This window comes from Desulfobotulus pelophilus, from assembly GCF_026155325.1.
Lineage (GTDB): Bacteria > Desulfobacterota > Desulfobacteria > Desulfobacterales > ASO4-4 > Desulfobotulus > Desulfobotulus pelophilus.
Window position 1 is genome coordinate 1 of record NZ_JAPFPW010000001.1, and the last position, 21,694, is coordinate 21,694.

Sequence of the window (21,694 nt, forward strand, 5' to 3'; positions counted from 1 at the left end):
GCCTTCCGTAAAGGATACCCCCGCCCCTCCGGAAGATGCCTTTGATACGGGCAGTGACACCCTGAGTCAGGATGACATAGAAGCTCTTCTTTCCGGCGGTGGCGGCAAGCCTTCCGTAAAGGATACCCCTGCCCCTCCGGAAGATGCCTTTGAGGCGGGTAGTAACACCCTGAGTCAGGATGACATTGAGGCTCTGCTTGCCGGCGGCGGCGACAAACCTTCCGTAAAGGATACCCCCGCCCCTCCGGAAGATGCCTTTGAGGCGGGTAGTAACACCCTGAGTCAGGATGACATTGAGGCTCTGCTTGCCGGTGGTGGAGAGGCATCTTCTCCTGTTTCTCAGGGTGACAACTCTCTTTCCGCAGACGGGGACAACCCGGATTTTGTGGGTCAGAATGAAATAGATGCCCTTCTATCGGACAGGGGGGAAGGAGCCCCTTCCTCCGTTTCGCCTTCGGAGGATTTTGATGGCGGAGAAGGCGGTCTCGGTGTTTCGCAGGATGAAATTGATCGTCTGCTGGGAATCACACCAGAGATAGCACCGAAAGGCCGTTCGGATTCGCTGTCAGAAAAAAGTGAGAGCCTGCCTCCCTATGAAACGGAGACAGGCTCTAATCTCATCAGTCAGGCCTATCTGGACGCCTTGCTGGAAGCAGAAAAAAGGGAGCAGGAAAAAGGGCCTGAGCCTCCTCCTGCCACGGAACCAGTGTCGAAAAAGGAAAAACCGCAGGGCCTTGAGCCGTCGGAAGATGATTTTATTCTTCAGGATGATATCGACAAGCTGCTGGCGGGCGTGGACAAGGAGGCAACGGGAGGCGACAGTCTGGAAAGCGACCCCCTGATTTCCCGTGAAGACATTGAAAATCTGCTGGAAGATGTGGAAACTGGCGGTGATGGTGATGGGGGAGGAGGTGAAGATGTTCTCGACCTCATTTCCCAGCAGGATCTGGAAAAACTCATGCAGGATGTGGGGGTGGAGGAAAAGGCCCCAGAGCGTGAAAATGTTGTAGAGCCGGTATTTGAGGAAGGTAAGGAAGTTCTCAGTCAGGAGGATCTGGATGCTCTTTTGCAGGATGTGGAGGGGTCTTCCGATGCCGATATTTCTATGGATTTTTCGTTTCCGGGGAAATCCATAGAAGAAAGTGCTCCCTCTTCAGAGCCGGTCAAGCCTGCTCCTGCCGGATCCCTGCCGCCGGAGGAAGATCGTGTTGTTCTCATGCCTCCGGATGAGAACAACAGAAACAAGGGAAAAGCGGGGAAGAAATGGATCATGGCGTTGGCTGCCGGGCTTGCGGCCCTTATAATAGCCGGTGGAGGGGGTGTGTGGCTGTTGAGATCCCCGGAGCTCCCTACCCCCGTTGGACCCATGGCAGAAGCACCGGTTCCCGTTGCTGCGGAGCAGGGCGAGGTGCGGGATGTCTTGTCTCCCCTTCCTTCCTTTATCTCCCTCGCCGTGCCTGGTTTTCTGGTGCCATCCTCTCCGGGAGTTGCCCATGCCGCTTATCTGGTGGCGGATCTGTCCGTTGATCTTGCTCCGGAAGCAGCCCGGCGTTTTGAAGCAGAGCCTGCCCGTTTCCGGGATGTGGTGTATCAATCATTGAAGAGGATTGTGGATGCATCCGCTAAAACAGAAATTACGGAAGAAAATTTGCAGAATGAACTGATGGATGCCCTCAATCAATCTTTTCGGGAGAGGGTGGTTCTGAGGGTGGTATTTACCCATTTTTCCATAGGCTGATCCGGCGGACAACCCCGCATGGTTCCGGTAGAAGGAAGCGGCAGCTCCCAGAATCCGGAATTACAAGGAGGCAGCATGACAACCATTCCCAATCTTAATATGGTGATTCAGCAGGGCGGGGCTGTGCGTGAGGCCCATAATCTCAAAGCTCAGCCCTATGACAGTGCACAGGCGGCTCTGGCTGTTCAGCCGGAGCGGGAAGCCCGCCGTCGGGAAGAGGTGCAGCTTAGTGAAGAAGCTTCGCTGCGAGCCGGCAAAGACGGGAAGGACAGCAGGCGGGATGAGCAGGAGTCTTCCGGTAAAAAGAACCCGGAAGAACAGAAAAAAAAACAGGACGTGCAGCATTCCGATGGTGTGGGAAGTCTGTTTACTACCCGCGCGTGATCTTTTCTGGTGAGGGCTCTTTGTGGATACGCTTCTGTACTGGATTGCCATACCCATGGCAGCGAATATTCTGCTGATTTTTTTTGTGGTCCTGAGTCTCAGGCGGTTGGCGAAACGGCTGGAGGAGAATGCGGTACATTCGGCTGTCAATCGTGTTCTGGCAACCCTCCGTCCTATGGTCAAGGAAGCGCAGGAGCTTTCCGTGGCCTTTGATGGTCAGCTGCGGGAAAAACAGAGGTTGATTCATAGCCTGAATGAAAACCTTGATCGTCGGATTACGGCCCTGAACCTTCTTGTGAACCGTACGGAAGTAAGGTTGCAATCTCAAGAGAATCATCGTCATATACCGGAATCGGCAGATGTTCAGGAGACGGTTCTGGAGCTGGCCTCCCAGGGAAGAAGTGTGGAGCATATTGCCCGTGAGCTGGATGTGAGTCCTGGTGAGGTAAGCCTGATTCTTGACCTGAAACGTAAGCTGGATGCCCTTTCCGGCTAGATGCAGGAATGCTTGTGTCTTTTTCTGTTTCCCTATCATCCCTTACGGGCTTCCGTGAACAGAGCCGTCTGGAAAAACTGCTGCAGCCGGGAGCCCGCATCCGTGCAAGGGTCACCGCTGCTTTGGGTGATGGGAGAATCCGTCTGGCGTTTGGCGGGCAGAGTCTTTTGCTGCGGCCGGAAAAACCCCTTGCGGAAGGAACCCTGCTGGAACTGAGGGTGCACGCCACTCCCAAAGGTCCTGTTCTGGAAATTGTTACGGATGCCTCCCCATCTGAAAGAATTGCATCCCCGTCTCAGCCAGCCCCTTCCTTTTCGTCTCAGAGTACGGGATCGTTTGGGCGTATGCTGCAGCTTCTGGCTTTTCTTGGCCAGCGCTCTGGCTCCGTGACCTCCGGAGGAGAAAGGATGTCCTTTCTTCTGCCTCGCATTCCTATGAACGCAGATCCATTGGAAATCCGGAATCTTTTGCGTGATCTGGTCAGACTGCTGTTCCATGACCCGGTCCCATCTCAGGGACTGCGCAGTGGCACGGTTGTCAGGGAGATGCCTTTTTTCTTTTCCCTTGAGACCCTGGCAGAAAAGGAAGGGGGGGTGGAAGGCCGTCAGCTGGTAGAGGAGTTTCGGGAGAGCCTGGCAAAGAATCTTGTGGAACAGAACAGAATCTATATTCCCCTTCCCCTTGGGCTGGATAGTCTGTTTCTTCTGGGCCGTTTTTATATGGATCTGGGAGATGGGGGAAGGGGTGAGACAGGTTCCCGCATACTTCGGGCTGGTTTGTCCCTCGATCTGGAAAGTCTTGGGCGCATACGGGCGGATGCGTTATTGCTTGGCAAGGATCTTCAGCTGGGCTTTGGTGCGGAAGCTCAGGATATTCTGGCTCTTTTTGAAAATGGTATGCCCGATCTGATGCAGAGGTTGCAGTCCCTTGGTTTTCATGTTCTTCCCGTTCGCTATCATGTGCTGGATGAGAGGGGGAAAGAAGAGGAAGAAGAAAGCAGGGCGCAGGGAGGATGCGGTATCATTGTTTGAAAAAGTAAGCGGATACCAAACTGAAAAGTTCAATAAAAATAGAATAAACCGATGGAAGGCTTCAAGGTTCTGAAAGAAGAATATCTAAGAGCTTCCAGCGCCATGAAGCCATCGATGGGATTCAGCATACGGGTGTTAACGACATGGGTTGCCGCACATTTGTAACTGATTTTGGTTGAAAGTGGTGCCATACCTTTGGCCGCTGGGGGTAATTCTTTGTTCTTTTACAACCTGATTGCCCTGGTATGTTCGGTGGGTCCAGGATCTCACTGTGTAAATTGGTCCTGTGGGTCCGCAGCTTATGGTAAAATCGGGGTCATATCGTTGGGCTCTTTCAAGGGTCCGCTTTGCTTCCTGTTGCAGGCACTGGTACGAAGCCGGGTTGGCCAGAGCGTTGAGTACAAGGACAGATAAAAATAAAAAAGCATAGAAAAGGGTAAGGGCAATTGTTTTTTGCATACAACCTCCTCTCCGGGATTAAAAATATGGTTTCGTCTTGTATTCAGCCTGCATGAATGGGTGGAACCATGCAGAACAAGCTTTTAAAAAAATCAATTTTATTCAGATAAATAAATATAGCATCCATATAGCCATCAAGCAACGGCGTTGTTGTGATGATGGAGAAAGATGGCTGAGTTATATGAGCTGTTTAGGTCAAAGAGGTTTGTGGAGGGGCTGGGTGTAAAACAAGAAAAGTGAATTGATATGGATAAAAAATCACAATCCGGAAAGGAGTCCCGTCGCAAGGCTGTGGCTTTGCGGTATAAAGCTCTGGAGGACGCAGCCCCCAAGGTTCTGGCCAAGGGCAGAGGCAGCCTTGCGGAGAGAATTCTGGCACTGGCGGAAGAGTACGGCATCCCCGTAAAGGAGGACAGGGATCTGGTGACTCTCTTGGAAAAGCTGGATGTGGGCAGAGAGATTCCGCCGGATCTGTATCAGGTTGTGGCAGAGCTCCTTGCCTTTGTTTACCGTACGGGAAACAATCACCGTAAATAATCGGGCCGGAAATTCTGGTTTTTTGTGTTGGATTGGCAGGAGACTGAAAGATTGCTGGCCTGTTTTTCCGTAAAAGAGCCTTGTTGGTGCACCCGGCATTTTTTTCCCTGTACCCGTCAAATTTTCTGAGGCTTTTGCGTCAATGATGTGGCGCATAGATGCAGATGGCTTGAGCCATGGTTCCGGAACGCCCTCCCCGTGGGCTTCTTGGGGTTATGGCATTTTTTTTGCTTGGTTGGTGGGGAGGAATAAAGGAGGCAAGCATGATTCTTCAAATGACAAGACCGGTACAGGGCGGGTTGCGCCAGGAGCGGCATTTTGAGAACACATCCAACCACCTCGCGAATGTGGATACCCCCGGTTTCAAGAAAGATATCGTATCCTTTGACAGTGCTTTCAAAGCACAGCTGAACACGGACCTGAGCCAGGGGTCGGTTCGGGTAACGGGAAATGATCTGGATTTTGCTCTGGAAGATGAGGGCTTTTTTGTCATCGAAACTCCCAGAGGCCTTCGGTATACCCGTAACGGTAACTTTACGGTGAACGCGGAAGGTTTTCTTGTCACCCAGCAGGGAGAGCCTGTGCTGGCAGGAGGCGTTCCCCTTGGCGTCGGAGACGGCAGGCTGTATGCCGACAGCCAGGGCAACATTTTCGTGGATGAGGAGCTGGTGGCCGCTCTGGACGTGGTGACCTTTGCCAATCTGGAAGATCTGGAAAAAGAGGGCCGCACTCAGTTCCGTTACAAAGGTGATGCGGAGGATGCCCTGCTGCCGGCGAATATACGCATGAAACAGGGGGCGCTGGAAATGGCCAATGTGGATGTTGTGGAAGAAATGAGTCACATGATTTCCATACACCGAATGTATGAAATTCAGCAGAAAATGATGATGACCATTGATGAGATGGATACCAAAGCCATTACGGAGCTGGGCCGTTCACCGGCGTGATGCGGTGCCAATGATGATTCAGGACAGGTACAGTGAGGGGAGGACTCCATGATACGAGGTCTCTGGACGGCTGCTTCAGGAATGGTGGCCCAGCAGATGCAGACGGATGTGGTGGCTAATAATCTGGCCAACACCAATACCACGGGTTTCAAAAAAAGCAGGGCCAATTTTCAGGATGTGATGTACCAGACCATGCTGGTGGCTGGCGCTATTACTCCCGGTGGAGGACAGATTCCTTCGGGTATTCAGGTAGGGCTTGGGGTTCGTCCTTCCAGTGTGCAGAAGATTTTTACGGAAGGGGATTATACCCAGACGGGTAATGATCTGGATTTTGCCATAGAGGGCCGGGGTTTTTTTCAGGTGATGCATAATGGGGAACCCCTTTATACAAGGGCAGGGAATTTCACCAGGGATTCGGATGGTTTTATCACAACGCCTGCGGGAGACCGTCTGCAGCCGGAAATTGCCATTCCTCCGGAAACAATTCTGATCACCATGCAGTCCAACGGTATGCTCACCGCCCATGGGCCGGGAGAGGAAATTCTTTTGCAGGAACAGATAACTCTTTTCAATTTCATTAACCCTTCCGGACTTTTTGCCATGGGACAGAATCTGCTGCGGCCGACGGAAGGATCGGGAGAAGCCATTGAAGGCATACCTGGGGAAGATGGGCTGGGAACCCTTGCCAACAATTATCTGGAAATGTCCAATGTGAGTGTTGTGGAAGAAATGGTGGCCATGATTGTGGGGCAGCGCGCCTATGAGGCCAACTCCAAAAGTGTGCAGACGGCGGATACCATGCTGGGGCTGGCTAACGGTCTGAAGCGGTAGCCGCAGGCTTTTGAAGAGAGAAGTGAAAGGCTGGCCTGACACATGCATCAGACTGGGAAGCGAAACCATGGAACGATTCAGGTGGCTATATATCATAGGGCTTATTCTGGTGCTGGGAACGGAAGGGGCTGGTGCCCCGGTGAGGGTGGTGCTGCCGGAGTCTGTATCGGTCAGGGGAGATGAAATTTTTCTGGGACAGGTTGCCCGGATTGATGGGACTTCTGATTTGGATGATTTTTCCCTTGGTCGCAGTCCCGGACCGGGAAGCAGCCTGAACCTGCCGGGTAGCCGTATCCGTATCCGCATTCTTCAGCAATTTCCCGATGCAGAATGTGAGATCCCCGGGATTGTAAGGGTGGAACGTCAGGGCCAGCATATTTCAGAAGAGCGGGTCCGTGTACTGGTGCATGAGGCCCTGCAGAAAGAAAACAGGGATGTTTCCGTGCGGATCCGGGATTTGCGCCTGGTGGGTCAGAATGTTTTCGCTCTGGGCCGATTGACTCTGGGAAGACTGGAAACAACGGGAACGGGAAGCCGGGTCCGGGGACAGTTTCCTGTTTATGTGGATGGAAACAGTGCGGGTAATCTACGGTTTGTTGCGCAGATTGATCGCATGGGTACCGTTCTGGTGGCTACCAGAAATCTGGAGAAAGATGGCATGATTCGTCCGGAAGATTTGCGGCAGGAACGAAGGGACATTACGGGTTTGAGGGGGGATGTGCTCAGCCATCCGGATCAGGCTCTGGGAATGGCCCTTCGTCTCAGGGTGGGTGAAGGGGATGTGCTGCGTTCTGATCGGCTGATCCGCCCCCCTCTTGTGCGGCGGGGAGATCCGGTTCGCATGGTTGTGGAAAGTGATAACCTGAGGGTGCATACCTCCGGTCAGGCACTGCGGGACGGTGGACTCGGGGACCGCATTCCCGTGGAAAACCTTCGCACGGGTAAGGTGGTGCAGGGAGAAGTGATGGCCGCAGGGCGGGTGCGTTTGGCCTTTTAAGAATGCTGGAGGTGCAGGATGGACAGAAAACGATGGCTGCTGACGGGAGTGGGTCTGGCTATGCTGGCCGGATGTGGTGGAAGTCCCCCTTCCCAGCAGGCTTCTCTGGCTCCCCATGCAAGGGGTGTGGAGGCACCGGCTGCTTTTTTTGGTGCCGTTCCTCCAGCAGAGGGATCTCTCTGGAGCGAATCCGGTGATATGCTGTTTACGGATCAGCGGGCCAGACGGGTTGGGGACACGGTGATTGTGGATATCGTGGAAAATGCTTCCTCTCAGGTGGCGGCCAATACCAAGCTGGAACGGGACAGTACCACAAGGGCTGGAATCCCCAATGCTTTTGGGCTGACCAATAATCTGGGTGGAAATATTGATCCGGCGCGGCTGTTTCAGGCCAATACCGTTACAGATTTTGACGGCTCAGGAAAAAGTGACCGCTCCGGACGGATTACCGCCTCCATTGGAGCCCGTGTGGTGCAGGTTTTGCCCAATGGCAATGTGATGGTTTACGGAAGCAGGGAACTCAGGGTGAATCATGAAACCCAGTATATAACGGTTTCAGGAGTGATCCGTCCTAAGGATATCGGTTCAGACAACCGGGTGCAGTCTACGGTTCTTGCGGATGCCCGCATAGAATATTCAGGTCGTGGCGTGATTGCAGAGAAGCAGAAGCCCGGGTGGATGACAAGGGTTATTGACAGGTACTGGCCTTTCTAGGCTGGTCCATGCCGGAGGATGCCATGGCAGGATGGAACGGAAATAAAAAGGGCTTGTATCTGGCTTTCTTTTTGGCAGCGGTACTGTGGGTACCGGCCCATGGTGCACGCCTGAAGGACATGGGTGCCTTTCAGGGCGTGCGGTCCAATCAGCTGGTTGGCTATGGCATTGTGGTGGGACTGGATGGGACGGGGGATAAAAACAGCCCGCTTACCACCCAGGCACTGGCCAGCATGATGGACCGCATGGGGATCAGTATAGACCGGAATCAGATCAATGTGAAAAACGTTGCGGCTGTTATGGTTACGGCTAATCTGCCTCCTTTTGCCCGTGTGGGCAACAGGCTGGATGTAAGTATTTCTTCCATGGGGGATGCCAAAAGCCTCGGAGGTGGTACCCTGCTGCTGACTCCGCTGAAGGGGGTAGACGGTCATGTCTATGCCCTTGCTCAGGGAGCTTTGGCCCTTGGGGGGCATGGTGCAGGAGGGGCAGGGGGCGGGCAGACCAAAAACCATCTGCTGGCGGGCCGTATTGCAGGGGGGGGAACCGTGGAGAGGGAAATCCCTTTCCGGCTGGATGGTCGTTCCAGTCTGACCCTTTCTTTGTATCAGCCGGATTTTACAACGGCCATACGGGTAACGGAAGTGATCAACCGGGCATTGGGGGAGCCGCTGGCAAGGGCTCTGGATTCCGGGGCCATCGGTATCCGCGTACCGGAGCATCTGCAGAATTCCATCCCCATGTTCATTGCGGGGATTGAATCCCTTGAGGTGGATCCGGATATGCCGGCCCGCATTGTGGTGAATGAAAAGACAGGAACGGTGGTTATTGGTGAGAATGTGAGAATTTCCACGGTGGCTGTGGCCCACGGTAATCTGAGTATTTCCGTGAGGGAAATGGCAAGGGTGAGTCAGCCGGAAGCCTTTGGCGGAGGCGAAACCGTTGTGGTTCCGGAAACGGAAATTGAGGTGGATGAGGAAATGGCCAATGTCATGCTCATGGGGGGCGGTGCCACTATAGGCGAGCTGGTACGCGCGCTCAATGCCATTGGTGTGACCCCAAGGGATATGATCAGTATTTTTCAGACCATCAAGGCAGCCGGTGCCCTGCAGGCGGATCTGGAGATTATGTAGGACCCTTAAAGACCGTAAAGACCTTAAAACTGTAGAGACGTAAGAATCGTAATGGATGTTCAAGCAGCAGGGAGATGTTCTATGCGTCTGGATAGCGGTGTACAGATGGCAATGGTTTCGGAATCCAGAATAGCCGGGGACGTGAAGGCGGCGGCAAAGATTGCCGAAAAGGAAAGGCTGAAGGAGGCCTGTGCCGGTTTTGAGGCCATCATGCTTCAGACCATGATGAAGGCCATGCGGCAAACTTTGCCGGAAGGAGGCATTTTCAACCGCAGTCAGGCAGAAGAGATATGGGAGTCCCGCATGGATGAGGAATTGGCTGATCGTATTTCCAGAGGTCATAACAGCCCAGGATTGCGTGATTTTCTTTATCGTCAGCTGGCAAGGCCGGACTCGGAAGGGTGATGGTCTTTTGATTGTGGAATGGTATTTGGCACCAGAAGATGGTGGCACATATTATGCAAAAAAATTTATGCAAAGGGTCGGATGTGCCGATCTTTTGCATAGTTTTTTAGAAAGATCAAGAATCTGTAAGGAGGCACGGTATGGGACTCAAGGAAGAGCTGATGGCCCTTTACCAGGAAAAAATTACCTGCTTTGAAGGTCTGCTCGATGTGCTGGACAGGGAAGCAGAGGTGTTGAAATCGGGTGATGTTACCCCTCTCTGGATTCTGGCCGAAGAAAAACAGGCCGCAGCCGCAGCCATTCTTGCTGTGCGGGAACGGATTATCCAGACCATGTCTCTGGCAGGCCGTACCATGGATGTGGATGGTATGCATTTTCAAACCGATCTCCTTGCGGGCCGCCTTTCTTTTGATGAAAAAAAGGTACTGGAGCCCTTTTTTCTTGCTGTGCATACCTTGCGGGAACAGGTGAAAAATACGGCAGACGCCAATCTGGGTTATGTTCGTCTCTGTCTGGATGTGGTGGGTGAAATGATGTCTGCTTTTATGCAGCCCCGGCAGCAGGCGGGTTATGACCGTAACCGCCGCATGGCAGGTGCCGCCAACGGGTATGTCAACCGGAGGGTCTGACCATGGCCGGAATTAACAGCACCATGAATATTGCAAGGCAGGGCCTTGCCGCCCAGCAGCTGGGGCTGAATGTGACGGGTCACAATATTGCCAATGTGAACAATCCCTCCTTTTCCCGTCAGTCCGTACCTCAGGCAGCCAGTTCGCCCATTAACCAGTCCGGTTTTCTTTTGGGTACTGGCGTTGAAAGTCAGCAGGTCCGGCAGTCTGCGGATCAGTTGCTGGAGGACCGCATCACAACCCAGAAGTCGGCTTATTCCGCATCGGAAGCCTTCATGAGCTATATGAAAGTTCTGGCCGGGATGTTCAGCGAAAGTTCCGGGACCAGCATCAGTAAGCTTCTTCCGGATTTTTGGGACTCCTGGAACACCCTTGCCAATAATCCCGATGGCGCTGCGGAGCGCATGAATGTGTATGAAAACGGGGTGAAACTCAGTGAGCGCTTCAATATTATGGAAAGGGATCTCTGGCAGATGGAGCAGGATCTGCATACGGATATTCAGAGCGGTGTACACAGGGTCAATCAGCTGACCGTTGAGATTGCCCGTCTGAACCAGTCCATCATGGGGCAGGAAAGTCAGAGAACTTCCAATGACAACAGAGATCTCCGCAATGAAAAAATCAAAGAGCTTTCGGAAATTATTGATATCAAAAGCTTTGAGGATGAAAAGGGTGCGGTAACCATTACCACCGCAGGAGGTTTCCCTCTGGTTTCCGGTAATTCATCCTATGATCTGAAGTACGAATCCGGTCAGGTGAAGTGGGTTGCCTCGGACGGTGGAAGGGTGGACATCACGGAGCGCATACAGGGAGGAAAACTCGGGGGCTGGCTGGAAATGCGGGATGTGGAGATTCCCCGTTACCGGAGAGAAATGGACGCCCTGGCCAGAGAAACCATCTGGAATGTGAACAAAAGCCATAGCATGGGGGCCGGTTCCTACTACATGACCGAACCTCTGAAAGGGACTTATCAGCCCAGGGAAAGCAACTGGCTGGCCACCCTTCCTTACGGAGAGCGTATCGATTATTCAAAGGATTTTGGTATGTGGGTGGAAAACAAGGGTACCATTCCCTCTTCCTATACCCAGACCGTTGTGGATATGGGTGTTTCCACGGCTGCCACACAGAACTGGTCCGGTACGGGAGCTGCGGACAGTCGTTATGATTTTGAGGTGGTGCGCAGCGGTACCACGGGAGAATCCCTCTGGCTGGCTGACGGGCAGAATCTGGGTACGGTACAGACGGCCGGTGATCCGGAAACGGCCCTGGCCCAGGCCATTCGACGACAGACTCTGACCATCACCGATGGCAGCGGGAATGTGCAGACCCTTGAGATCGGCCACGGAGAAGGGATGATCGAACCTTCATCCGCCGCCATTGCGGCGGCCCTGAACGGGGTGGACGGTCTGCAGTCCTACAGTCTTTCCAATCAGCTGGAACTGGATATTGATTCCATTATGGGCAGTGCACATATGCAGGAACATGATGAGGTCATGTTTACTCTGATAGCGGGCGATATCCGGGAAGAGGTGGTATTCCGGGTTGGGGAGGATGATGCGACCACACGCTCCAATTTTGATGCTGCCCTGAGGGCTGTTGTGGATCAGTCCGAGGATCTGAATCTGGAGTTCGACCCTTCCTCCGGTGCTACTGTGGCGGTTCTGAAGAGCGCGAAGGGTGATAATCTGGGTATTGCCGATTTCCGGGTAGTGGATAATACCAGCATGTCACTGGATACTTTTGTGGAAGATGGAGGTGGATCCGGTCTGGCTTCCTTTACCCTTGGAGGGGTAGAAATCCGTTTTCATATAGATGAAAGTGATCAGGAAGCGACGGCAAAAAATCTGGAAGCGGCCCTGATGCGGGAAAAGACGGCTTTGCAGAGCCGTGGGATTTCATGGGAGCGGAATGGCAATGCCGTAAACCTCTGGGGAAGCGGCGGCGCGGTGATGGATATTAGCGGCCTGAATACCCGCCTGGATGATGAAGCCAGTGCGGGAACCGGTGGCTTTACGGTGACAGGAGCTTCCGGAACCCTTGTGGATAATACGGACGCAGGCAGTGTTGCCCTGGTTGGGAATACCGTTTCCGGAGTGACGGTGGCTCCCGATGAGCAGGCTGCGGGTACCGTAACTCTGGGTGTGGATTCAGAAGCACTTGGCGGTGGCGGACCTGATTCAGCTATGAAAACCGCCACTTTCACCGTTTTTGCCGCACCGGGTATGGAAATCCGCAGCAGCGCGGATCCGGCCAGAGGCAGCCTGTTCAATGTCACGGCGGACAGCTCTGTGCCTGCGGCCAATGCCATCCTCACCTTGGGCGGGGACGGGGGCTTTACGGATTTTAATGTTGGGGATGTGGTTTCTTTTCAGGTGGATGGTGTGACCGTGACCTTCCCTGTCACGGCATCGGATGACCGCACGCTTGCCGGAGATCTGGAAACAGCCCTGTTGGGTGCCGGGCTGGATGCCTCTTTGTACCGCATTGCAGGATCGGGCAGCTCGGTTTCCATTCTGCGCAATGATGGGGAAAATATCCGCATTTCAGACTTTGAGGTTGCCGGTAACCCGGCTGCTAAACTTAGTGTGGTAACGGGCAGTGGTTTCGGACTGGAAGGGCCTTTTCAGTTGGTTCTTGACAATGCCAATCCCCATGCGGAGTCTGCTGTTTTCGGTACGGGTGCCGCCATGGAGTGGCGGGAATATGACAGTAATGGTGAGTTCACGGGCCGTTCGGGGCTGATTCCCATTCAGGATTCCGGTCCCTATGGGCTGAGTGGTACGGATCTTTCCTTTAATCTTGCCCCCGGAACACTTGTGGCGGGCAATACCTTCTCCATCAACACGGATGATGCAGGAAGGGCAGCTCCTCTGAATATGTCGCTGAAGGGTCGGGCCGGGAGCATCAATGACAGCTATATTTTTACCGTAAAACCCCCCGGTGGTGCCCTCGGAGAAGAAACGGTTACCCTTCAGTGGGAAAGTCGTTACGGCCATGGCGAGGTGGTGGTGGAGGTGGATGAACGCACAAAACCACCGATCTACGTAGAAGTGGATGGCATGCGTTTAGGTTTTGATTCCGGAATTCTTTTTAAAGATGATATTTTTGTCATCGAAACGGATGCCAATGGTAATGGCACCCTGCTCAAAGGATCGGACTGGCACTGGACCACAGACAGCTTTGCTGCCCAGTTCAATCGACAGGGTGAGGGCGTGACGGCCAGGGTACTGCATGACGGCAGTCTTGAATTTACCACGAAAACGCCCACCTTTGCCATCTCAGATCTAGGCTGCTCCGGTGTGAATGGTTTTTGTGATGTGAACACCCGTATAACCATACTGGATGCAACGGCCCTTCAGGAAGAAGCCCTTGATTTCGGACTGGAAAGGGATGAAGACGGCAAGTGGTCCATCCGCAATGATTATACCCGTGGCGTGGCAAGGCTTGTGCCCGAAGATGGTGATGATTCCGGCTTCGGCATAGACCTCAACGGTAACGGTCTTGCGGATATTCAGCTCAATTTTGATCAGCCCGTTACGGGTTCCGGTTATGTGGAGCTGGATATCCTGAAAAGAAAACCCGATCATTACGGCTTTGCCTTTTCCGGTGAAACAGCCCATGACAGCGGCCTGGCTGCGGCTCTGGGTGTGAACACCTTTTATACGGGTACGGATGCTGCCAGTATGAAGGTGAATGATGTGGTGAAGGAAACGGGGCTGATCAGTGCAGGCACCATAGATCCGGCAACGGGGAAGATTCGCCCCGGCGACGGCAGCACAGCCATTGCCATGGCCGATCTTCAGGGAAAGAGTATTCAGTTTGAAGAGTGGAGTTTTTCCCGCAGCGGCAAAGCCTTTGCCACCCAGACCGATGCCAGTCTGGAAGGCTATTATCAGAAAATAGTAGGCAATATGGGAACCCGCTATCAGACAGAGCTTCGCTCCATGGAGTTTTACGGTACCATGCTCTACAATCTCGGCCAGCAGAGGGATTCCCTTTCCGCCGTGTCACTGGATGAGGAAATGGTGAACCTTATCAAGTATCAGCAGGCTTATACAGCAGCGGCCAAATTGATCACCGTTTCCGATGAAATGCTCAGCACCCTCGTCAATATGAGGTGATTCCATGCGTGTACCCAATAAAATTCTTTTTGATACCTCCACCCACCGTCTCGGTAGCCAGAGCAGTGCCTATTACAAGGCCAATGAGGTGGTGACAACGGGCAAGCGGATTAATCATATTCATGATGATCCCATGGGGCTGGCTCAGGTCATGCGCCTGAATTCTTCCATTGCCGGTCTTGACCAGCTGGATAAGAATATGGATATGGGCAAAACGTGGCTGGATGCTTCGGATTCGGCCATGGACAGCATGAAGGAGCTGGTCATTGATGTCAATCTGGAGATCAGTCAGCTGGTCAGTTCCGCTGCCGGACCTCAGGAGAGAAATGATGCCATTGCCCGCATAGACGGAATGCTGCGGCAGATTGTGGATCTGGGTAATACCCAGGTGAACGGAAGCTATATTTTCGGGGGATCTCGTACGGATAAGCCTCCTTTTATCTACCATGACCGGGAGAATCCCCCTCGTGTCAGCTATGAGGGCGATGATGAGGCCTTTCGTATCCGTACGGGAGATCAGAAATCCATGGAAGTGGGCAGGGATGGGTCAACCATTTTTTATATGGATTATCTGAAGGTGAATGAAACCAACCACAGTCTTGTTTTTCAGGAAGACAGGGGTCTGGGACCCGCCTATCGGAAAACCATGACCGTTGAAATTCCCCATGGTTCCTATACGAAAGAGGAACTGGCCATGGAAGTGGAGAAGCAGATGAATGCGGCCTCCGCAGAAGATGGGTACGGGCTGAGTTATACCGTGCACTATGATAAGGAAACCAGCCGTTATGTCATCCGGGAAAAGGGGGCGGGTACGGACAGTTCTGTGCGTACGGAAATCCTCTGGAATACGGGCGGTAATCCCCGTGTGGAGAATGCCGCTGTAACCGGTTCCATTCCGCCGGAAAGCCTTACTGTGAACCTGAGAAATCCGGAACATCTCACCCTTGCCACCCAGGAGAATGAGCCCATGCGGCTTGTGTGGGACGGGAAGGACAGTTTTACCATTGAAAACAATCCGGGCTATGTTCTTCCCGGTAAGGTGAGCCCGGTGAACGGGAAAATTCTTTTGGACCTCAGCGACAATGGCCGCACGGATCTGGAAATAACGGTGGATATGGAAGGCATTCAGGCCGGAGACAGCATTGAGCTGAATCTGGTGCCTTTTACCGGTATGACCTCCATTGGCAGGGATATGGGCTTTTACGGCAGCAATACCAGTCTTCTGCCTCCGGTGAGCAGTACAACGCCACCCTATATCACAGCCATCGAAATTGGCGGAACCAATCAGAATATTGATTTCAGGGAAATCCATCCGGATGGCAGCTCCGTTGACCTTACAGCCAGTATAAGCCCTAAAAACTATGAAAGCATGGAAGAGCTGACCGCAGAGATCAAAAGGGCCATGGAAGAGGCTTCCCATGATGCGGGTCAGCTAGAAGTTCCTCCCCGTCCTGGCATTGAATATGCTGTCAGCTATGATCCGGCCACCAGCCGTTTCATGATCCGTGAGGAGGGCAGTACCCTGCATAGCCTGGAACTTCTTTGGGAAACGGGAAGTTCCTCGCGGGTGAGCAGTGCGGGAGAAAGCCTTGGTTTTCATGTCAATGATATGGTTATAGAGTCTCCCGTGGGGGATGCTGCCGTGCTGTTTGATGTGACACCGGAAAATAACCGCATTAATTTTACGGAATCCTTTGTCAATGCCGATGGGGAAATGGAAACCAGAACCCTCACGGCCGTTATTCCTGCGGGAGCCTACACCAGCGTGGCCGATTTTGAGGATGCTGTCAGCCAAGCCATGACCGATACCTCCGAGATGCTGGGTAACGGCGTGATCTATGATCTCAGCTATGGTTATGATCCCATTACGGGAATGGGAGACAGGCGTTTTTCCATGGAAGTGGATGCTTCTTCCATGGTGCCGCCACCCGCTGATCCCTTTGCCATTGGTTTTCTTTGGGAAAGTGGCGGGGACAGCCACCGAAGCATGGGTGCCATGCTGGGTTATGACTCTCACGATGTTGAAATACCTTTTCCGGATACAACTCCCATCACGTACACGGCGGATGAGGATGCGGTTCTTTTTCGTATCACCAAGGAAAACCGGCATTTGGATTTCCAGGAAGTGGATGAAAGTGGCAACCCGGGCAAGGTGCTTTCCATTATACTACCGACAAAAGAATATACGGACCCCCATGAGCTGGCGGCGGATATGGAGGCAGGGCTGCGGGAGGCTTCCCCTTCCGGGTTGCCGTATGCCGTGGGCTATGACGAAATCAGTAATACTTTTTCCATCCGGGGCGGTACTCAGGAGGTGAGTGAGGTCCGTTTTCTGTGGAACAGCGGACCCAACGCCCACAGAAGTGTGGGGCAGACCCTGGGCTTTGATCCTGCTGCGGATACGGTGGCCGGATTTCCCATGAGTGATGACAAGGTGGTCCGGGTTGTGCTGGATCAGAATAATAATCGTCTGGACTTCAGAGAGGTCGTGGGAAAAGGGGAGCATCAGGAGTTCTGCGAGCTGACGGCTGTGGTGCCGGAAGGTGAATACACGGACATGCAGGATCTGGCAAAAGCTATTGAAAAGGCAATGGAAAAGGAATCCCGTGACAAGGGATACGGTATCCGTTATGATGTCACTTACGATGAACAAACGGGAAAATTCGTCATCCGTGAGGAGGCGGATCGTCTGCATTCACTGGATCTTCTTTTTGAAAGCGGCCGGAATCGTTCCGCAGACAGTGGCGGTACGGGTACGAGCATGGCCGGGATTATCGGTTTTTCCGAAAAAGATATTTCCTTTACGCCCATGCAGAGCAACCGGGATGTGGAATGGAGCCTTTTTCGTGCCATGACCGACCTGATGGCTGACCTTGAGTCCAATGATGTGGAGGGGATGGAGCAGGGTATGCAACGGTTGGAAACATCCTTTCAGCATGTGAACTCCCTGCATGCGGATACGGGTATCCGCTTTAACCGTCTGGAGATTCAGCAGAGTATTCATAAGGATATGCGGCTCAGCATCAAAGACCACCGGTCTCACCTGGAAGATGCGGATATGATAGAGGCCATCATGAATCTGCAGGCCCGTGAGCTGGGCTATCAGGCGGCCATGAGTTCCACATCCAAAATCATGAAAATGAGCATCATGGATTACATGTAAGAAAGGGCTGCCATGCTGATTCTCACACGAAAATGCGGTGAGCAGATCCGAATAGGCAACGATATCCGGATTCAGGTTCTGGATATGGGTAAAGGCGTTGTCAAGCTGGGCATAGAAGCCCCAAAGAATATTGTGGTTCACAGGGAAGAGGTTTTCGAAAGGGTGAGGGAGACCAATCTGGCGGCTATGGAAGATGCCAGATCACGATCCATGGATGCGGCGCTGCAGCTCTGGAGAGAGCGGAAGCAGGTATAACTGGGACGGGATTTCTCACTGATGTACGCCCTCTCCCTCCGGGAAAGGGTCCGGCACATATAAAGCGGGTCCGTTTTATCCTGTGGATTATAGTAGCCTGTGTGCCGGGGTGAGGGCGGGAAGCTGTACCAACACATAAGCCTGGAGGAAACAATGCAGATTGAAACAGCAAAATTCGGTGTGATTGAGGTGGCAGATGATAAAATACTTCATCTGCCCTATGGTCTGGCGGGTTTTCCCGGAGAAGAACGATTTGTGATTCTGGATAAGGAAGACTCCAGGCCTTTCTGCTGGCTGCAATGCGTGGATGTTCCGGACATTGCCCTTATGCTGATGGATCCCTGCCTTTTCAAACCGGATTACAGTGTGGATCTGGTTCCGGTCCGGGAAGAAATGGGATGGACAGAAGAACCCGATGGGGATCTGCTTTTATACGTTGTGGTCCGCATGTATGCGGAAGAGGCCGAAAATCCGGCAAAAGAAGCCGCTCTTCGCCTGGTGGCGAATCTGGTCAGCCCCCTTCTTGTGAATGCAAAGAAAAGACAGGCTGTGCAGGTGGTGATGTATGACACCCACTATTCCTTTGAACATCCTGTTGTATGAGGGGGAAGGGTCTGTTATTCCATGACTGGATCAGACCCTTTCACTCAGAAGGATTCCGGCAAGTTCGGCCATTTTTTCCCGTATGGTGACCAGCTCTTCCGGTGGAATCTGTTTGATGACTTCCTTGGTTTCCCTGTTGATGATGTTGACCATCAGCTCCTTGGTTTTTTCATTGATGGAAAAACCAAGGCTGGTTTTCAGTTCATCCATATACCGGTTCAGATCCCGGGTGGCCTTTTCCACATCTTCTTTGGCAGTGGGTTTTTCCCTGTTCGGGTCTGCCTTGTGGTGGGTATTTTCATGGCTGCTTTTGGGCTTGTTGTCCTGAATGATCTGGGCTTCAGAAACATTGCGGATCTTTTGCATCTCGCCGGTCGGCCTGATTCCCTGGCTTGCGGATATGTCCATGGGATCCCCCTTTTTTGGCTGCCTAGCCCGAAAGCCGGACCAGAGTTTTTGCTTTGAAGCCTGAACCGTATCCGGCCATGGCATGCTGTCCTTTTTTCATTTCCCGGAGTTGCCGGGAGACGTCTTCTTTTCGTTTCTGTATTTTTTCTGTGATAAGCGTATCCGTTTCCAGCAGGCTGCCGATTCTTTGCTTGCAGGCCGTTGCCATTTCTTCTTTTACTTCGTCGCTAAAGGCTGCATTCTGCATCTGTCGCAGAAGATGACGCAACTCCTGCTCCAGGGCGGCAAAGTTTCTGGAGCGTTCAAAGTTCATGGATTCCATGTCCGTTTCCGGCTTTGTTAGCTCTTCAAGGTGCTGTTCCTGCATCTCTGTGTATCTGTTGAATAAATTCAGCAGGTTTTCGGGTAAAAAATCCATACCCTCCTCCTATGCGGTAAAATTTCGTCCGTAATTCCGTATGGCCTGTCCTTTGCCGCCATAGCCCTGCCCTGTGGCTGCCGCCGCCGGTTGTGCCGGAGGGTATCCGGGTGAGGGCTGCGGAACAGAGGATGGGCTGGTAGCCCTTTCTTTCGGGGGTATTTCCGGCTTTGCCGTTGCATGTGGGTTCAGTGTTGTTTTCACGGCATCGGTTTCTGTGGCCGGAAGGGCCATCACTTCTTCCGCCCATATTTTACGTAACTGGGCGATGTATCGTTCTGTCTGTTCAATGGGTTTCACGCTATTGGTGATGGAGGCGGTGGGTAGTTCGGCCAGAATGCTGGTGTACAGCCCCCGGAGGAACTCCGTGGCATCGTCGTTCATGGCGGGATTCAGAGAATTCTGAAGCTCGCTGATGATGGCAATGGCCCGGCCCAGATTTTCACCCCGTTTCTGAGGGTTGTTTTCAAGGGCTCCTTCCCTTGCCCCTTTCAGGAAACGCAGGGCTCCATCGTACAGCATGAGAATGAGACGTCTGGGATCCATGCCTTCAAAATGGTTGCTCTGGTAGGTTTTGTATGCGGTTGCTGCGCTCATAAACTCCCTCCTGACATAGCTCAGGGTTGGCTGCATTTATTTTCTATTATTGTTCTGGGCGTTGGTAAAGGAATCGAACATGCTCTTCATGAAATCGGCCTGACTGTTGAGGGAGCTGATAGCCTTGTCCAGCCTTATGAACTCATGGGTCATAATCTCATATTTACGGTCCAGTCTTGCGGTGGCACTCTCTATACTTTTTTCCATTCTTTCCGCCCGCTGTTCCATGGTGTTTTTTTCCAGGGAAAGGGGGCCGGTGTCGGATGTCATCTGAGTGAGGCGCTCATTGAACATATCACCGAAGCCCTGCTGACTCTTTTCTTTGTCTCCTATGAAAAAGGACCTGACGCCCTCGGGATCCGATGCCATGACTTCATCCAGTTTCTTTTCATCAAAATGCATGCGACCGGAGCTGTCCATGGTAAGTCCCAGATCGGCCAGTGTGGTGACACTGCCCTTTCCCATGGGCTGGGAGACAAGATTTCTCAGCTGGCTCTGTACATTTTTTACGGATGAGACATTGTAGAGCAGTCCTTCATCTTCATTTTCCGGTTCACGCACCATGTGGCGGGCAAGATCTTCGGAGAACTTTACAAGATCTTCCATCATCTTGACAATGTCATCTTTTACCTCATCGTGATCCGGCCGTATGGATATGGTTGTTTTTCCTTCACTTTCCAGATTTAGGGTAAGGCCTGCAATCACATCCTCCAGACCTTTGTCGCTGTTGCGCTGGTAGTGGATGCCGTTAACCGTGAATTTCGCATTCAGAGATTCTTCATCCCCACCCTGCACTTCATCCATGATGCCGGCAAAGTTGGGGCTTAAAAAAATACGGTTGGCTTCCCCGGTTTCTCTTGCGGTCAGGGTGAATCGATAGGGATCTTTGGAGCTTCCGTCATTGATAATGGACGCATCCATCCCATGTTTTTCCGCCTGTTCATTGATAGCATTCACCATGCCCTGATAGCTGCTTCCCGGAGGTATGCGCACATAAAGGGGCTCGTTTTCATCGCCCATTTTGAAAGAAAAGGTGATGTCTGATTTGAGAAAACTGAGATCCGGTCCTTCTTCCGTTCCCTCAATGATGATGTTTTGATGAACGGTTTCATCCGGATCGGCGGGCTGAATGTAGAGATAGCTGTCTCCGGAAGGGGCTGTGGCCAGGGATGCCCTCATAAGGGGCTTGCCGTTTTCATCCAGATTGCCGGGAGCATTGTTGATGGCCTCTGCTACTTCATTCAGGGTGGCCCCGGCGGGAATCTCCACGCTTATTTTTTCTTCCCGGCTTCCGAAGGTGAGATGAACGGTGGTTGCTTCTTCCAGCGCTATGCTGTCTCCGGAAAGGAGCCCGGTTTTGGGATGGTCATAGAAGGTGGCCGATGGATCGGAAAAGCCCCCACTGCTTTGCCATGTGCTTTTTTTGGCCAGAGAATGCACATCAAGGGTATGACTGCCTTCGGCAATGCCGCTGGATGCGGTGGCCGTTGCCACATCGTCTTTGCCTGACGTGACTTTGCGGTTCAGGAAGGAGGATTCCAGGGACAGGGTACGGGCGGAAGCCCGTATACCCATGAGGCTGGCATTGAGGGTATCCAGAGTACGCGCCTGGCTTTTCAGAAGAAGCTTCTGATCTTTTTGCCTGTTGATGGGGGTTTCATCGATGGAGCGCAGATCTTCCAGCATCTGCTGCAGTTCGAGGCCGGATCCCAGTCCGACGGTGCTGATGGTTCCCAGTGCCATGGTGTCCTCCTTATGCGGGGAAGCATGCCCCCACTTCCGGTTCAGGGCAGCTGTTGACTTTCTGATTTATCTATCGGTCTGTTTC

At 52.8% G+C, this 21,694-nt stretch carries 20 protein-coding genes and 1 pseudogene; 16 read left to right on the forward strand and 5 right to left on the reverse strand.

Annotation, left to right across the window (positions count from 1 at the left end; genetic code table 11):
• From OOT00_RS00005 to fliK, 4 genes and pseudogenes are all read left to right on the forward strand, one after another.
• Positions 1–1,738, forward strand: a pseudogene (locus OOT00_RS00005) (hypothetical protein); the annotation flags it as partial.
• A gap of 75 nt (positions 1,739–1,813) precedes the next feature.
• Positions 1,814–2,122: a hypothetical protein gene (locus tag OOT00_RS00010; protein ID WP_265423240.1), complete on the forward strand. Its 309-nt coding sequence runs from the start codon at positions 1,814–1,816 to the stop codon at positions 2,120–2,122.
• 22 nt (positions 2,123–2,144) lie between these two features.
• A complete protein-coding gene (locus OOT00_RS00015; protein ID WP_265423241.1) occupies positions 2,145–2,618 on the forward strand; it encodes a DUF6115 domain-containing protein in 474 nt (157 codons plus the stop codon).
• 14 nt (positions 2,619–2,632) lie between these two features.
• The gene (gene fliK / locus OOT00_RS16305; protein WP_265423242.1) at positions 2,633–3,649 is read left to right on the forward strand and encodes a flagellar hook-length control protein FliK; all 1,017 of its coding nucleotides are present in this window, start codon (positions 2,633–2,635) and stop codon (positions 3,647–3,649) included.
• A 29-nt stretch (positions 3,650–3,678) separates the two neighbouring features.
• Here the strand turns inward: fliK and OOT00_RS00025 are convergent, their stop codons facing one another.
• Entirely contained in the window at positions 3,679–3,840 is a 162-nt protein-coding gene (locus tag OOT00_RS00025) for a hypothetical protein (RefSeq protein WP_265423243.1), read from the reverse strand.
• A gap of 514 nt (positions 3,841–4,354) precedes the next feature.
• On the opposite strand from OOT00_RS00025, the gene OOT00_RS00030 reads away from it, so the two are divergent.
• From OOT00_RS00030 to fliW, 12 genes are all read left to right on the forward strand, one after another.
• Entirely contained in the window at positions 4,355–4,645 is a 291-nt protein-coding gene (locus OOT00_RS00030) for an EscU/YscU/HrcU family type III secretion system export apparatus switch protein (protein WP_265423244.1), read from the forward strand.
• Between the two features lie 263 nt (positions 4,646–4,908).
• A complete protein-coding gene (locus OOT00_RS00035) occupies positions 4,909–5,592 on the forward strand; it encodes a flagellar hook-basal body protein (RefSeq protein ID WP_265423245.1) in 684 nt (227 codons plus the stop codon).
• Positions 5,593–5,640: 48 nt separating this feature from the next.
• Positions 5,641–6,423, forward strand: a complete 783-nt coding sequence (gene flgG / locus OOT00_RS00040; RefSeq protein ID WP_265423246.1) for a flagellar basal-body rod protein FlgG — start codon at positions 5,641–5,643, stop codon at positions 6,421–6,423.
• 67 nt (positions 6,424–6,490) lie between these two features.
• Positions 6,491–7,420 carry a flagellar basal body P-ring formation chaperone FlgA gene (gene flgA, locus OOT00_RS00045; protein ID WP_265423247.1) on the forward strand — a complete coding sequence of 310 codons (930 nt, stop codon included), beginning with the start codon at positions 6,491–6,493 and terminating at the stop codon, positions 7,418–7,420.
• An 18-nt stretch (positions 7,421–7,438) separates the two neighbouring features.
• Positions 7,439–8,134: a flagellar basal body L-ring protein FlgH gene (locus tag OOT00_RS00050; protein ID WP_265423248.1), complete on the forward strand. Its 696-nt coding sequence runs from the start codon at positions 7,439–7,441 to the stop codon at positions 8,132–8,134.
• 23 nt (positions 8,135–8,157) lie between these two features.
• The gene (locus OOT00_RS00055) at positions 8,158–9,267 is read left to right on the forward strand and encodes a flagellar basal body P-ring protein FlgI (protein WP_265423249.1); all 1,110 of its coding nucleotides are present in this window, start codon (positions 8,158–8,160) and stop codon (positions 9,265–9,267) included.
• A gap of 81 nt (positions 9,268–9,348) precedes the next feature.
• Complete coding sequence (locus OOT00_RS00060; RefSeq protein WP_265423250.1) at positions 9,349–9,672, forward strand: rod-binding protein; 324 nt, start codon at positions 9,349–9,351, stop codon at positions 9,670–9,672.
• A gap of 140 nt (positions 9,673–9,812) precedes the next feature.
• Entirely contained in the window at positions 9,813–10,301 is a 489-nt protein-coding gene (gene flgN, locus OOT00_RS00065; protein WP_265423251.1) for a flagellar export chaperone FlgN, read from the forward strand.
• Between the two features lie 2 nt (positions 10,302–10,303).
• The gene (flgK, locus tag OOT00_RS00070) at positions 10,304–14,422 is read left to right on the forward strand and encodes a flagellar hook-associated protein FlgK (protein WP_265423252.1); all 4,119 of its coding nucleotides are present in this window, start codon (positions 10,304–10,306) and stop codon (positions 14,420–14,422) included.
• A 4-nt stretch (positions 14,423–14,426) separates the two neighbouring features.
• Positions 14,427–17,585 (forward strand): flagellar hook-associated protein FlgL, encoded by a 3,159-nt coding sequence (flgL, locus tag OOT00_RS00075; RefSeq protein ID WP_265423253.1) that lies wholly within the window; start codon positions 14,427–14,429, stop codon positions 17,583–17,585.
• 12 nt (positions 17,586–17,597) lie between these two features.
• Positions 17,598–17,840, forward strand: a complete 243-nt coding sequence (gene csrA / locus OOT00_RS00080; RefSeq protein WP_265423254.1) for a carbon storage regulator CsrA — start codon at positions 17,598–17,600, stop codon at positions 17,838–17,840.
• Between the two features lie 153 nt (positions 17,841–17,993).
• Complete coding sequence (gene fliW / locus OOT00_RS00085; protein WP_265423255.1) at positions 17,994–18,443, forward strand: flagellar assembly protein FliW; 450 nt, start codon at positions 17,994–17,996, stop codon at positions 18,441–18,443.
• A 30-nt stretch (positions 18,444–18,473) separates the two neighbouring features.
• On the opposite strand, the gene OOT00_RS00090 is transcribed toward fliW, so the two are convergent.
• The 4 genes from OOT00_RS00090 to fliD are packed head-to-tail and all read right to left on the reverse strand — an operon-like array spanning position 18,474 to position 21,609.
• Positions 18,474–18,851 carry a flagellar protein FlaG gene (locus tag OOT00_RS00090; RefSeq protein WP_265423256.1) on the reverse strand — a complete coding sequence of 126 codons (378 nt, stop codon included), beginning with the start codon at positions 18,849–18,851 and terminating at the stop codon, positions 18,474–18,476.
• Between the two features lie 22 nt (positions 18,852–18,873).
• Positions 18,874–19,269, reverse strand: a complete 396-nt coding sequence (locus tag OOT00_RS00095) for a hypothetical protein (RefSeq protein WP_265423257.1) — start codon at positions 19,267–19,269, stop codon at positions 18,874–18,876.
• A 9-nt stretch (positions 19,270–19,278) separates the two neighbouring features.
• Positions 19,279–19,866, reverse strand: coding sequence for a flagellar export chaperone FliS (gene fliS / locus OOT00_RS00100; protein WP_265423258.1), 588 nt, complete (start codon positions 19,864–19,866; stop codon positions 19,279–19,281).
• Positions 19,867–19,902: 36 nt separating this feature from the next.
• Positions 19,903–21,609 carry a flagellar filament capping protein FliD gene (fliD, locus tag OOT00_RS00105; protein WP_265423259.1) on the reverse strand — a complete coding sequence of 569 codons (1,707 nt, stop codon included), beginning with the start codon at positions 21,607–21,609 and terminating at the stop codon, positions 19,903–19,905.
• Positions 21,610–21,694 lie beyond the last annotated feature (85 nt).

Coding starts and splice junctions, on each gene's coding strand:
- OOT00_RS00010 (WP_265423240.1), top strand. CDS start 1,814: ATGACAACCATTCCCAATCTTAATATGGTGATTCAGCAGGGCGGGGCT.
- OOT00_RS00025 (WP_265423243.1), bottom strand. CDS start 3,840: ATGGCACCACTTTCAACCAAAATCAGTTACAAATGTGCGGCAACCCAT.
- OOT00_RS00030 (WP_265423244.1), top strand. CDS start 4,355: ATGGATAAAAAATCACAATCCGGAAAGGAGTCCCGTCGCAAGGCTGTG.
- OOT00_RS00035 (WP_265423245.1), top strand. CDS start 4,909: ATGATTCTTCAAATGACAAGACCGGTACAGGGCGGGTTGCGCCAGGAG.
- flgG (WP_265423246.1), top strand. CDS start 5,641: ATGATACGAGGTCTCTGGACGGCTGCTTCAGGAATGGTGGCCCAGCAG.
- flgA (WP_265423247.1), top strand. CDS start 6,491: ATGGAACGATTCAGGTGGCTATATATCATAGGGCTTATTCTGGTGCTG.
- OOT00_RS00050 (WP_265423248.1), top strand. CDS start 7,439: ATGGACAGAAAACGATGGCTGCTGACGGGAGTGGGTCTGGCTATGCTG.
- OOT00_RS00055 (WP_265423249.1), top strand. CDS start 8,158: ATGGCAGGATGGAACGGAAATAAAAAGGGCTTGTATCTGGCTTTCTTT.
- OOT00_RS00060 (WP_265423250.1), top strand. CDS start 9,349: ATGCGTCTGGATAGCGGTGTACAGATGGCAATGGTTTCGGAATCCAGA.
- flgN (WP_265423251.1), top strand. CDS start 9,813: ATGGGACTCAAGGAAGAGCTGATGGCCCTTTACCAGGAAAAAATTACC.
- flgK (WP_265423252.1), top strand. CDS start 10,304: ATGGCCGGAATTAACAGCACCATGAATATTGCAAGGCAGGGCCTTGCC.
- flgL (WP_265423253.1), top strand. CDS start 14,427: ATGCGTGTACCCAATAAAATTCTTTTTGATACCTCCACCCACCGTCTC.
- csrA (WP_265423254.1), top strand. CDS start 17,598: ATGCTGATTCTCACACGAAAATGCGGTGAGCAGATCCGAATAGGCAAC.
- fliW (WP_265423255.1), top strand. CDS start 17,994: ATGCAGATTGAAACAGCAAAATTCGGTGTGATTGAGGTGGCAGATGAT.
- OOT00_RS00090 (WP_265423256.1), bottom strand. CDS start 18,851: ATGGACATATCCGCAAGCCAGGGAATCAGGCCGACCGGCGAGATGCAA.
- OOT00_RS00095 (WP_265423257.1), bottom strand. CDS start 19,269: ATGGATTTTTTACCCGAAAACCTGCTGAATTTATTCAACAGATACACA.
- fliS (WP_265423258.1), bottom strand. CDS start 19,866: ATGAGCGCAGCAACCGCATACAAAACCTACCAGAGCAACCATTTTGAA.
- fliD (WP_265423259.1), bottom strand. CDS start 21,609: ATGGCACTGGGAACCATCAGCACCGTCGGACTGGGATCCGGCCTCGAA.